Here is an 11996-nt window from a genome sequence, read left to right on the forward strand (position 1 = left end):
GCATTACTCCTGATTTACAATTCTATGCAGAGTGAAAGGTATTGGGGCGCAGTAACTCGTCCATACGACTAAGTAGTGCGGCTGCTGAAACAGGCTTGATAAGTCTTTTCTGGTAATAAGGGTTTTCCTGAAGCAACGGATTAGATTTTTCGCTGGCAAATCCGGTGATCAGTTGCACTTCGATATCTGGGTAATATTTCTCAACCTGCTCAGCCAGATAGATACCACCACGGCCAGGCATGACGACATCCGTAAGTACTAAATCTACTCTTTGCATGGTGAGTAATCGCAGCGCATCTTCTACGTTATTTGCCTGCAGTACCTTGTAGCCAGCTGACTCCAAAACAGCACGGGTAATACTGAGTAACTCTTTCTCATCATCCACAAGCAAGATAGTCGCGCTGCGGCGGTAAATAGGTTTAAGTGCATCGTTACTGGTATCTTGTGACTGAAAGGTAGTAGGTTCATCAGACTGATAACGCGGGAAATACAAGTCAAAACGCGTGCCCTGTCCAACATTGGACTCTAATCCGATACCGCCACCACTGCGATGCACAAAAGAATAGACCTGCGCCAGCCCCAATCCAGTGCCATCTTTCCCTTTTGTGGTAAAGAAAGGCTCAAATACATGAAGCTTGGTGTCCTCGTCCATACCGATACCGTTATCAATAACACTGATTTGGACATATTCGCCTGCCGTCAATCCAAAAGTCTGGGCTTCTAAATTACCCATCATCAAATTGCGCGCTGCCAACACAATGCTTCCCCCTTCTTGCATGGCCTGACGCGCATTGATGGCTAAATTAAGCAGCACATTCTCGAGCCCCCCTTTGTCTAGCTTAACCGGCCAAAGCTGCTCCTGAATCTGATAGTGCAAGTTCACTGAACGAGTCACGGCTTCTACGAGCATCTCATCCATGTTTGCCAGCACAGTGGCAATACTGAGAATTTGTTCTTGGCCTGGCTTACTGGATGAAAAGTCTAGTAATTTACGAGTAAGCACCGCAGCACGCTCGCAGGCAGACAGTATTTTTGCCTGATATTGACCGCCAGGCTGCTCACCTAACTCCATTTGCGTGAGCTCGGCATAGCCGGAAATGATGCCGAGAATATTGTTAAAGTCGTGCGCCACGCCATTGGCCAGGTTGCCAACCGCCCCTAACTTTTGGCTGAGTAGCAGTTGCTTCTCTTGCTCCTTGAGCTGCGTTAAGTCGTGACAACAACCAAGAAAACGCCGAGTTCCATCTTGCCCAGGGGGTAATTCTGAAACTGTCAGTCTGACATTGATGGCGTGGCCATCTTTATGCTGTGCCACCACTTCTCGCCCTGTGCCAATAATTTTAGCCTTGCCTGTTTGTAGATAGTTTTGCACATAGCTGTCATGCTCTACGGCAGTTTGCTCCGGCATAAGCATCTTGATGTTTTGTCCGACCATTTCGCTTCGACTAAATCCAAACAACGCATAGGTGCTGGGGTTGCAATGCTCCACAATTCCCTGATCATTGATGGTGATCACCGCGTCCACCATGCTGTCTAGGATTTGTTCTAATTCTGTACGTTGATAGCTGATATCGCGAAACCAAGTCAGGGTTTCCTGCTCAGCTTGCACTCTGGACGTCACATCGAGAACTATCATGGCTAAGGCCTGTCGGCCGCCGTAGTAAAGCGGATTAACCAGGAGTTCCAACCATTTAGGTTCTGGCCCCCCATCCCGCAAGCAATTGATTCGCCATACGCCTAAAGTTCCTTGCTGGCTTTTATCATTTGCCGTGCAGGTCAAACGGGTTTTAAATGAGTCGCGATCTTGCTCCTGCAGCAGTTGGAGCAAGCTGGCTTTACGAATATCATTAGCAGCCATCCCCAATAAGGCTCGGCTCGCTTCATTTGCTGCAAGGAAGTGATAGTGGAAACGTTCAACAATCCAAATTGACACCGGGTTAGCTTCAAAAAGGTCTAAAGCCAAACTATTCGTTGCAGGCAGTTCGTAGGGCTCTAAGAGCAAAAGGTAAGAATCATCCTCACCATAGGCATTAGGACAACAAATCCCCGACAACTTACAACTGACTCTGGTATTGATGTCCAGAAGTAAATCAACCCGTTGCCCGGACATTTCCGAATTTTCCTTTAGCTTGGCAAAAAATTCGGTCAGCTCATTTTGGTCATCCCAGTTAAGAATGTTTACATTCGCCCAGGCCTCAGTATTGTCCCGTCCAAACAATCTGGCTGCTGCACTGTTGGCTTGTTTAACCACCCCATATTCAGTCACCCACACCAATGGGAAACTGAAAAGTTGCAAAAGGGCTTTAGTGTCCGCAGACATTGCCCCACCAATCATTCCTTTGTCCACGATAGGGCGAACTAACTGAAGCAATTCCAAACCTGCCTCTGCTAATTTGTTTTGGTTCCCTGAACTGGTGGGACGGCTTGTCAGTATTGCCTTGTCCATAAGTTCCGCTTGAAGTGTTATAAAACTTTTATTGTTAGTCTGGTTAAGTACAGCAAAAACTTAGATATTTGCCAGCCGAATGAATAACAGGCCGTTCTCTATGACTAAAACATCACTGTTTACACTCAATAGTCGTTAATTTGGACACTGCTTGAATTAACCTATGCGAACAGGTATTAGCTGGTAGAATCGGCAAAACACTTGGAGAAGTTTGAGTTCATGTCGATGCATTCCCCGCCTAAGTCAAGACTGTGGGTTTGGTTCCTCTGGCTGGCAGGATTTTATGCGGTGTGGCTGTGGCTGGTTGCAGGTAAAGGGTTGTGGTCTGAGGTAATTACTCATTGGCCTATGGCCTTGGCTATGGCAATCGGCAGTTATGCAGCAGGCTCCACACCTATGGGGGGCGGTACAGTTGGCTTCCCAGTATTGGTTTTACTTTTTGAGTTACCCGCCAGTTTAGGCCGGGATTTTAGTTTTGCGATTCAAAGCATCGGCATGACCAGTGCCAGTATATTTATCCTGGCCAGACGCCAACCTATTGCTTGGGCTATTTTGCAAGGCGCCATGCTCGGCGCACTGGTTGGCACACCGCTAGGCATATTTTTTATCGCCCCCTACATTCCTGAGCTTTGGATCAAACTGGTGTTTGCTGTGATCTGGGCCAGCTTCGGTTTATTACATCTTTATCGTCTGGATGAAATAGCCGGCCATAGCGGTATGACAGAGTTTGACGAAAACTGGGATTTTCGTCTTGGTCTTTGGCTAGGCTTGCTCTCCGGGGCTACGGTAGCCGCCGTTACGGGTGTTGGAATAGATATGGTGGTGTATTCTGCGCTGGTATTGCTATGTCGTGCAGATTTAAAAATAGCCATCCCTACCTCGGTAGTAATTATGGCCTATACCTCAGTCCTGGGTGTGGCCGTCAAATTTCTTTCCGGACAAGGGTTACAACCCGGGGTATTTGAAAACTGGTTAGCCGCCGCGCCGGTTGTAGCATTAGGAGCCCCATTAGGGGTATTTATCGTCGCCAAAATCGGCCGCAAACCCACTTTATTAGTGGTAGCGACCTTATGTGTCGGACAGTTTATCTGGACCTTGTACGCAGAGCGTAATCTCCTCGGCATTGCCGGTATGCTGTTTGCCATTATTGCCGTGCTTGCCTGTCTAGCCGGCTTTGAAAAACTGCGTCGCTGGGGTAGCGAACTTGTCGGGGAACAACCGCCTCCTCAACAATTACCGTCACGCACTGCGGTACTTTCTGAGCTCAAGGAACGCTGATCTCCAAATTATAGGCTTGGTGCAAATGGGTATGAGTCTCCATACCCAGGTACGATTTTACGGTCTTTTTGCGCCAGATCAATTTTCATACACTGCCTCTCGTCAAGACCGTTAACTATTTTTTAACTTAGAGGCAACTATCATGAAAAAGTCAACTTTAGCTATTCTGACCACCCTGAGCACCTTAGCATTTGCACCTGCCAGTTTTGCTGACATTAACGAAGATCTGCAAAATATTTGCACCATTGTTAAAAACGATGACAAGTCAGAATTGCGTAAAAAACTGAAAAAAGTACAAGATGATTACAACCTGCGCCTGGGTGATTACTACGCAGGTATCAGTTGTGGCGGCAATAGTCTGATCCGCTATTCAATGGAAAATAATGCCGTTGAAGTCGGTGTATTTATGATTAAGAAGATGAGCAAATCAGATTTGAGCCAAGCTGAAAAAGACGGCATGCCACTTCAGCAATGGGCTGAAAGTAATGGTCACTTGGCTTCAGACATAGGTAAAGAGCTGTTAGACCGAATCAGCTAATTAAGTTTCCATAAAAAATCCCGCTTAACGCGGGATTTTTTATGGCTTAACCTAAAACGATGGCAGGCTTTACTGACTACATTTCCACTAATCAAGATCAGCTAATGGCCAAATAGCAATATAGTCTTCCAATTCATCCACCGACATTCCGTCATCTGAGATGGTCTTCCCTCTGACAGACATGCCAGCCTTATGCATTGCCGTTTTCTTGCCTTTGTTAAGGAGCGGATGCCAGGAAGGTAATCCCCTCCCTTCATACAGGCGCCGATAACTGCAACTCGGTGGCATAAAAAAAATATCCTGCAGATTGTCTTTTGTCAGTTTTACACAATCTGGCACCAGTTCAGAACGCTTTGCATACTGAGTGCATTCACAGCTTTTGGTGTTGAGCAGGTGGCAAGCAACTCGGGTGTAATGTAGCTGTTCGCCAGGACGCAACACATCAGTAGAACCACCGTCACCTTCATCATCATCTATAATTTTGTGCAAGCAGCACTTAGCACAACCGTCACAAATGGCTTCCCATTCTTTGTCAGTCATGTCTTCAAGCGACTTCTGCTGCCAAAAGTTAGGGGTTAACAAGCCGCCACCACTTGCGCATTCACCTTCAGGTAATCAATTAACTCGGCGTTTAGCTCATCGCCAGCGGATAGAGGCCCCACCCCTTTGGGCGTACCAGTCAGCACCACATCGCCAGGTAACAGGGTAAAGTGCTGGGAAATTTCACTGATCAAATCCGCAATGCGATGAATCATCAGCGCTGCATCGCCGCGCTGACGCTCCACACCATTGACAGATAATCTGAATGCGAGAGCCTGTGGATCGCTAATTTCCGACGCTGCAACATACCCAGTCAAAGGACAACTGCCATCAAAGGCTTTAGCCCTCTCCCAAGGCTGACCTTTGGACTTCATTTTGTCCTGCACATCACGCAGTGTCAGATCCAATCCCAAACCATAGCCCCATACGGCCGCCATGGCTTGCTCAGGAGAAGCCTTGCGCACAGTGCTCGCCATCAGTACGGCAATTTCCAGCTCATTGTGGCAAGCTCCCAGTTCAGTGGGAATGGCAATTTCCCCCTCAAAAGGAACCAGCGCCGTGCTCGGTTTAATAAATAGCAGCGCTTGTTCCGGCACTTCATTGTTCAGCTCGTGGATATGATCCAGATAATTCCTGCCAACACAAACTGCTTTACCTACCGGTAGGTCGATAGGGTTACCTCTATTGTCCTGGTGCAGATACATGACTATCTCTTAGCTCCGCCTTAATCCGATCCGATAAATACCCCACCGCACTGCCAAAATAGGTTGAACGGTTCCAATTCATCAAGGTATGGAAATTTTCATAAACCAGATAAATTCGCCCTTTTGCATCATCAGGCATAATAAGACTGGCTTTCAGCTCACGGCTTGGTAAGTCGGTGCCATCATAACGGCGCACGCCTAACTCTTGCCATTCACTCAAGGTTCGCATTTTACTTTTGTCTAAGCCACTGAGTTTGGTATCGAAACCTTCGGGAATCTTAACTTGTCGTCCCCAAGTCTGAGAGTCATCCCAGCCAACGGTCTTAAGGTAGTTGGCGATAGAAGCAAATACGTCTGCCTGATTGCCCCAAATATCTTTCTTACCATCACCATCAAAATCATAGGCATAGGCTAGAAAGGAGGTTGGCATAAACTGGCTTTGTCCCATAGCACCCGCCCAGGAACCAACAAACTTCTCTTGCTCAATATGACCTTCACTAAGAATCTTGAGTGCGGCAAAGAGCTGCTTTTTAAACATGGCTTCGCGACGCCCTTCATAGGCCAGCGTAGTCAGCGCGGATACAACGGGAAACTTACCCTGGATTCGACCGAAATTACTTTCATTACCCCACAGGGCAATGATAAAGCGCGGCTGAACACCAAACTTTTTGCCAACGGCCTCCAGCACCTCTTTATTTTCATTGTACTTACCAACGGCTTGTTTCACTTTCCAATCTGGCACGCGGGTAGACAAATACTTATCTAAAGTCAGTTTAAATTCCGGTTGATTCTTGTCTGAACTGACGGCTCGCTCATAAAACTCTACATTGGCAAAAGCCTGTTCAACAAACTCAGTACTAAAACCCTGCTCTACCGCTTCCTGCTTAAGAGTTGTCACATATTGATTAAAATCCGGCTTGGCGAAAGCACTCAGGCTGCATAACGCAAGCGCTGTGACAGATAAACGTCTAAGCATCATCTTGCTCCTTTGACTGATGAATTTGACGACGATGTTCATCCAGCAAGTTTTCTTTGGGAGGGGGTAACTGCAAATAAAAGCCAGTATCCGTCAAAGCTTGGCAAACTTTTCCGGCGTCACTAATTGCCAGTTTGGTGGTTGGCGTAATGGACATGACCATGACGAGGGAGGGCGCACCAAAATGCGCCATCAAAGCCTGCGGGACATCAGAAAAATCGTCTCGATTGCGAACAAAAAGATAAGTTTCGTCTTTTCTACTACTACGATAAATGGCGCACAACATAGCGGCGACATACACTCCGGTAACGACTGTATAGGCTTGGTACTATAACTTTTACGGCTCAATAGCACCGACAATTTGGCTCAGGCCATCCTTCAACAGAGGACCTCGCCAGCCACACAGCAAATCAGGTTTCAGGCTGGTCAGTTTACCCTCTTCAAGGTCGAACCACAGCCATTTTAACAATTGATTGATCTGTTTTTTTGAACCCAACATCTCAACCGGCAATGACAAACCGCCAGCAATCTCTTCACATAGCTGTCTAATCGACTGAGACACTCGCTTATACGCGGAAAAATCAACAAGGCGTTCAATTTTGGCAGGATAATGTTCCGAGTCAATGACCTGGCAGCGTTGAATAATCGCCAATAATTCATCTCCATGACGACGCACATCCTGAGGCGGTATCCCAGGCGTAGCAAACAACGCATTCTTCTGCGAGGGCTGACGCTTAGCCAGCTCAACCAAAAACTGTTCTTTAAACACAAAGTTCAGTGCCAGATTTTTGCTTTTGGCTTTTTGCTGACGCCAGCAGGCCAATTCTTTAAGCACCAGCAGCGCCTTTCCTTTCAGTTGCCAATTATTCTTGATGTTCAGATAGGCGTACTCGTCAGGTAACTCGCTTCGCTTCTTATTCGCCAGCTGATTCATTTCATCATAGATCCACTGGGTGCGCCCCAGTGCATCGACCTCTTTGGCCAACTCCGGATACAAACCATGCAAATACAAAACATCGTTAGCAGCGTAGTCCAGTTGTTGTTCGCTAAGCGGGCGTGCCAGCCAGTCGGTGCGAGATTCGCCTTTGTCCAGACTCACACCCAGGCGCTGCTCCACTAACTTAGCGTATCCAAGCGAAGTTCCCAGATTTAAAAGCCCGGCGGCAAACTGCGTATCAAACAAAGGGGTTGGAATGACCTGCATGGCCGTCCAAAAGGTTTCCAAATCCTCAGAGCAGGAATGCAATACCTTGACAACCGAAGGGTTAACAAGAAGCTCAGTCAATATGGACAAGTCCTCAACAGCCAGAGGATCGACTAATGCCAGCTGTTCACCATCATAAAGCTGAATCAAACCCAACTGCGGATAAAGAGTGCGGGTGCGAACAAATTCTGTGTCAACGGCGATAAAAGGTTTAGTCGCCGCACGCCGACAATATTCTGCCAACTGCGACGATTGGGTAATCATTTGATAACTCATCAGCGAAAAGAGATGCCTCGGTCAAGGTAGAAAACAGGCTTAAGCAGCGCCGGATAGAATTACTCTGTCCAGCGCAGATAGATCATACAACAAAAGCTACTCTTTAAGCTCTCTGCGCAAAATCTTACCAACATTAGTTTTCGGCAATTCAGTCCGAAACTCAACTTTACGCGGCACTTTGTATGCCGTCAGGTGCTTACGGCAATGACTGATAAGCTCCTCTTCCGTCAAGTTTGGATCTTTTTTCACCACAAACAGCTTGACCATTTCACCTGTCGCTTCATTGGGAACTCCCAAAGCCGCGACTTCGGCGACGCCATCATGCATGGCCGCGACTTCCTCAATTTCATTGGGGAACACGTTAAAACCAGACACCAGAATCATGTCTTTCTTGCGATCAACAATGTAAAAACGCCCCATCTCATCGGCTTTGGCAATGTCTCCTGTCGCTAACCAACCGTCATTGAGTACTTCCCGGGTGGCTTCTTCCCTGTTCAGATAGCCTTTCATGACCTGTGGACCACGTACATACATTTCACCAGGTTCACCGAATCCAACTTCATTGCCACTGTCATCAAGCAGTTTCACTTCTGTAGATGGAATTGGCATGCCAATAGAGCCATTGTACTCATTGGTAATAGTCGGATAATTGATACTCACCACAGGCGAGCATTCAGTCAAACCATAGCCTTCCAAAAGCACCTGTCCGGTAATCTTGGCCCATTTATCGGCGACCGGGCGCTGTACAGCCATACCGCCGCCCAACGCAAACTTCAGATTGGCAAAATCTAACTCTTTGAACCCTGGCGTGTTGAGCAGGCCGTTAAACAGCGTGTTGACACCGGTCAAGACAGTAAAAGGATAGCGCCCTAGTTCTTTCACAAAGCCAGGCATATCTCTGGGATTGGTAATCAACAGATTGCGACAACCATACTTAACGAAGGTCAGACAATTCGCGACCAGAGCGAAAATGTGGTAGAGCGGTAATGCCGTCACTACCAACTCTTCCCCGTCTTTGATCACGGGCTCTAATATCACCGAAATTTGTTCTAGGTTTGCCACCAAATTACGGTGCGTTAGCATGGCGCCTTTAGATACGCCGGTAGTACCGCCCGTATATTGTAAGAAGGCAATATCCTCGCCGCTCAGCTCCGGGCGCTGATAGCTCAGGTTGGCGCCGCTGTGAATGGCCGCCATCAAGCTCTGACTGCCTGGCAGTGAAAATACCGGCACCATTTTTTTCACATGCTTAACGACAAGATTGACTACCCACTTTTTAGGCACAGACAGCATGTCGCCCAACTGGGTCAGATACACCTGCTTAACCTGCGTATCCTGAATAACTTTTTCCAATGTATGCGCAAAGTTCTCAACAATAATAATAGCTTTGGCACTGGAATCATTTAGCTGATGTTTTAACTCGCGGGCGGTGTATAGCGGGTTAACATTAACGACAGTTAAGCCAGCCCTTAGCACACCGAAAATCACCACAGGATTTTGCAACAAGTTGGGCATCATAATGGCTACAGCATCGCCTTTGCTCAGCCCTTGATGTTGCAAATAGGCAGCAAACTGCCTGGAGTACTGATCCAGCTCCCTGAAAGTCATCTCCTTGCCCATGTTGATAAAGGCAACCCGGTCGGCGTACTTCTGAACAGACTGCTCAAAAATATCCACCAATGAAGCGTAATGATCCGGATCGATTTCAGAGGGTATATTGTCAGGGTAGTGTTCTAGCCAAATCTTATCCACTTTGCCTCCTGAGGCATTCTTTTTATTTATTATATTCATCTCCGGGACGCCCCCGGAACCAATTAGCCCCAATAGTAGCCAAACCCCGGAAAAAGATAAATGATAAAAGTTGCGGCTAAAGGGACGCGACTTGCTGCCAAAAGCAGCGAATATGCTCAGCTACAGCCACAGGATTGTCCATATGAACATGATGTCCGCCTGGGCTGCTAGCCTCCACAAGCTGGGCAACCAGTTCTCGCCGCTTCAAAACATTATTACGGACTTTCTCAAAGCCCTGCTCACCGGTAACAACTAGCACAGGACAGCTTATCGCTCCAAGAAATGCTTGGGCTTGGGGCTCAGTCAGACGCAATGATGAAATAGTCCGCAAGCGTCTGTCGGTTCGCCACATCAAGACACCGTCATTCTGAACCAGGTTTCGCTCCACCAAGGTTTGCGCTGAAGACTTACTTAAATCTCCGGCCAATAACCTTGCAGTAATGGCCTTGGCAGTATTGGGTGGATGTCGGGCAGGCTTTTCATCGATAGCCAGACGACTTAAAACAGACTCGCGTAGTTGGTTTGCACTGGACTCAGGATCCATCGCTAATGGACCAAAGGCTTCTATCATGGTCAATGACAGCACCTGCTGAGGGAACGTAGCGGCATACAAAGACGAAATTATTCCGCCGAGGGAATGGCCGAGCATATGACAGGATGACCATCCCAATACGTTCAACACTTCGTGAATATCCTGCACCCAATCCAACAAATGGTAATGTGCATCTGCACTTCGATGCTCGGAATGACCATGGCCAGCCAAGTCCAATGCAACCACATCCCATTCACACAAATGCTCAGCTAAAGGCTTAAAACTGGCGGCATTGTCCAGCCAACCATGCAGCGCCAATACTTTCGGGCCGTCAGGATTACCAAATCTCAGGGCCGATAACCGCAGATGTTTTAAGACTAGATTTATTTCCTGCACATTTTACTCCTGAACACTATCGAAGACCTGAGGTAAAGGACGCATTCGAGCTGAATAGACACAAAAAAGCGGCAATACTTTGCCGCTTATTCTACCTGACTTTACCTCTTTGCCACTCAATGAGGCAATAATTTGCCACTAGCGAGAGATTTTTTTAGGCACCGACGTGGGCTTAACCGGCTGGGGACTGTCAGCACGAGAAGGTGATTTGTCTCGGATAATCACCCTTTCATGATAGGGCCACATATGCCAATTGTACCAGCCGTACGGATAGGGACCGTGAAAGCCGTAGCCAAGAGTTGTGACTTCTACTTCCTGAATTTCTTTCCATAGATGATAGCCACTGGCCTGCAGTGCAGGGAACTGGTATTCAAACTCACCAACCTGTCCCTGTTCGATACCTGTTACCGTGCCAGTTACGGTCAAGCTTCTGCCAGGCTTGTACACCATAGGATCAAGAAAGCCGTTAACTCTGACACGGAAACGGCCAACACTCTCATCGCCAGAAGTAGGACGGCCGTAGCTGCGAATGGGATAGTGAACCATCTCAATTAAGGTGGCACTTTTCTGATTTTTAATATCGGCAATTACCCCACCCCACATGACCTGTTGCCCGGTACTTTGTTCAGGATTCCCTGCCACATCCTGATAACTGAGTAATTTGGTACCCTCTGCCACCTGCAACTCTTTTGGTAATGAAGAGCATCCGGCCATTAACAATACCATGCCGGCGAGTATCAATTTTTTCATAACTACCTCTGTTCTGGTTCGGGCTTTACTTCATTATCTGTCAGTAAACTGAACAGCTACTGAACTTGCATGACAAAGGTCAACCCTGGCTGTAATTAGTTTGATGTTGTCAATTTAGATGAGTTGACTCTCAAGCTGGCTCTTTGTTCCAGAACAACAGCATTATACGTAGGTGTCTATCCCCATAGACTGCTGAATTTCATCTTTCAGTTGGTTGCGCGCCAAACTCTGGTAAGCCTCAATAGCCTGCTGCCCCCGTGAATTGGGCTGTTCGTAGAATTGTTGTTGCTGGTGACGGTATTTATCGGCCTGTACTCGCGCATCTTCATTACCTTGACGCACTACGACCTGACTGCGTGGATATTCCGTAGGGGCATCATCTTGCGGCTTACGCGCGGAATCCTCCCGCGCAGGTCCCCTGACCGCAGGATTTACCACTAGCCCTTGCTGCTGGGCAATAATTGAGGATTCTATTTCCACTTAACTACCATGGACTATTTAGTTAACCCTAACGTTGCTGAATTAAACACTAGATTAGTGAACAGCTTCGCTGATATCCAGTATA

12 protein-coding genes are annotated in these 11996 nt (G+C 47.4%); 2 read left to right on the forward strand and 10 right to left on the reverse strand.

All coding sequences use genetic code 11. From position 1 onward, the window contains the following. Positions 1-22 precede the first annotated feature (22 nt). Positions 23-2320, reverse strand: a complete 2298-nt coding sequence (locus KJY73_RS17100) for a hybrid sensor histidine kinase/response regulator (RefSeq protein WP_214344929.1) — start codon at positions 2318-2320, stop codon at positions 23-25. A gap of 345 nt (positions 2321-2665) precedes the next feature. On the opposite strand from KJY73_RS17100, the gene KJY73_RS17105 reads away from it, so the two are divergent. Further along, a complete protein-coding gene (locus KJY73_RS17105) occupies positions 2666-3724 on the forward strand; it encodes a sulfite exporter TauE/SafE family protein (RefSeq protein ID WP_214344930.1) in 1059 nt (352 codons plus the stop codon). Between the two features lie 142 nt (positions 3725-3866). After that, a complete protein-coding gene (locus KJY73_RS17110) occupies positions 3867-4262 on the forward strand; it encodes a DUF3718 domain-containing protein (protein WP_206595943.1) in 396 nt (131 codons plus the stop codon). An 87-nt stretch (positions 4263-4349) separates the two neighbouring features. Here the strand turns inward: KJY73_RS17110 and KJY73_RS17115 are convergent, their stop codons facing one another. The 9 genes from KJY73_RS17115 to KJY73_RS17155 form a co-directional block, all read right to left on the reverse strand. Next, the gene (locus KJY73_RS17115; RefSeq protein ID WP_214344931.1) at positions 4350-4844 is read right to left on the reverse strand and encodes a YcgN family cysteine cluster protein; all 495 of its coding nucleotides are present in this window, start codon (positions 4842-4844) and stop codon (positions 4350-4352) included. Beyond that, on the reverse strand, positions 4838-5506 hold the full coding sequence (locus KJY73_RS17120; protein WP_214344932.1) for a fumarylacetoacetate hydrolase family protein: 669 nt from the start codon (positions 5504-5506) through the stop codon (positions 4838-4840). Before KJY73_RS17120 ends, KJY73_RS17115 begins: the two co-directional genes overlap by 7 nt. Continuing rightward, positions 5484-6485 carry a lytic murein transglycosylase gene (locus tag KJY73_RS17125; protein WP_214344933.1) on the reverse strand — a complete coding sequence of 334 codons (1002 nt, stop codon included), beginning with the start codon at positions 6483-6485 and terminating at the stop codon, positions 5484-5486. Before KJY73_RS17125 ends, KJY73_RS17120 begins: the two co-directional genes overlap by 23 nt. Further along, positions 6475-6768 (reverse strand): YcgL domain-containing protein, encoded by a 294-nt coding sequence (locus tag KJY73_RS17130; RefSeq protein WP_214344934.1) that lies wholly within the window; start codon positions 6766-6768, stop codon positions 6475-6477. The genes KJY73_RS17125 and KJY73_RS17130 overlap by 11 nt, the downstream gene beginning before the upstream one ends. Before the next feature lie 51 nt (positions 6769-6819). Next, on the reverse strand, positions 6820-7950 hold the full coding sequence (gene rnd, locus KJY73_RS17135; RefSeq protein WP_232848714.1) for a ribonuclease D: 1131 nt from the start codon (positions 7948-7950) through the stop codon (positions 6820-6822). Between the two features lie 108 nt (positions 7951-8058). After that, the gene (fadD, locus tag KJY73_RS17140) at positions 8059-9714 is read right to left on the reverse strand and encodes a long-chain-fatty-acid--CoA ligase FadD (RefSeq protein WP_214344936.1); all 1656 of its coding nucleotides are present in this window, start codon (positions 9712-9714) and stop codon (positions 8059-8061) included. A 115-nt stretch (positions 9715-9829) separates the two neighbouring features. Continuing rightward, positions 9830-10681 (reverse strand): alpha/beta fold hydrolase, encoded by an 852-nt coding sequence (locus KJY73_RS17145; protein ID WP_214344937.1) that lies wholly within the window; start codon positions 10679-10681, stop codon positions 9830-9832. A 138-nt stretch (positions 10682-10819) separates the two neighbouring features. Next, on the reverse strand, positions 10820-11431 hold the full coding sequence (locus KJY73_RS17150) for a Slp family lipoprotein (protein WP_214344938.1): 612 nt from the start codon (positions 11429-11431) through the stop codon (positions 10820-10822). Between the two features lie 162 nt (positions 11432-11593). Further along, positions 11594-11911, reverse strand: coding sequence for a hypothetical protein (locus tag KJY73_RS17155; RefSeq protein WP_214344939.1), 318 nt, complete (start codon positions 11909-11911; stop codon positions 11594-11596). Between the last annotated feature and the right edge of the window lie 85 nt (positions 11912-11996).

It is taken from the genome of Bowmanella yangjiangensis (assembly GCF_018531185.1).
GTDB classification, from domain to species: domain Bacteria; phylum Pseudomonadota; class Gammaproteobacteria; order Enterobacterales; family Alteromonadaceae; genus Bowmanella; species Bowmanella yangjiangensis.

Excerpts from the sequence above, each read along its gene's own strand:
- KJY73_RS17100 (WP_214344929.1), bottom strand. The coding sequence starts at position 2,320 with ATGTCTGCGGACACTAAAGCCCTTTTGCAACTTTTCAGTTTCCCATTG.
- KJY73_RS17105 (WP_214344930.1), top strand. The coding sequence starts at position 2,666 with ATGTCGATGCATTCCCCGCCTAAGTCAAGACTGTGGGTTTGGTTCCTC.
- KJY73_RS17110 (WP_206595943.1), top strand. The coding sequence starts at position 3,867 with ATGAAAAAGTCAACTTTAGCTATTCTGACCACCCTGAGCACCTTAGCA.
- KJY73_RS17120 (WP_214344932.1), bottom strand. The coding sequence starts at position 5,506 with ATGTATCTGCACCAGGACAATAGAGGTAACCCTATCGACCTACCGGTA.
- KJY73_RS17125 (WP_214344933.1), bottom strand. The coding sequence starts at position 6,485 with ATGATGCTTAGACGTTTATCTGTCACAGCGCTTGCGTTATGCAGCCTG.
- KJY73_RS17130 (WP_214344934.1), bottom strand. The coding sequence starts at position 6,768 with ATGTTGTGCGCCATTTATCGTAGTAGTAGAAAAGACGAAACTTATCTT.
- rnd (WP_232848714.1), bottom strand. The coding sequence starts at position 7,950 with ATGATTACCCAATCGTCGCAGTTGGCAGAATATTGTCGGCGTGCGGCG.
- KJY73_RS17150 (WP_214344938.1), bottom strand. The coding sequence starts at position 11,431 with ATGAAAAAATTGATACTCGCCGGCATGGTATTGTTAATGGCCGGATGC.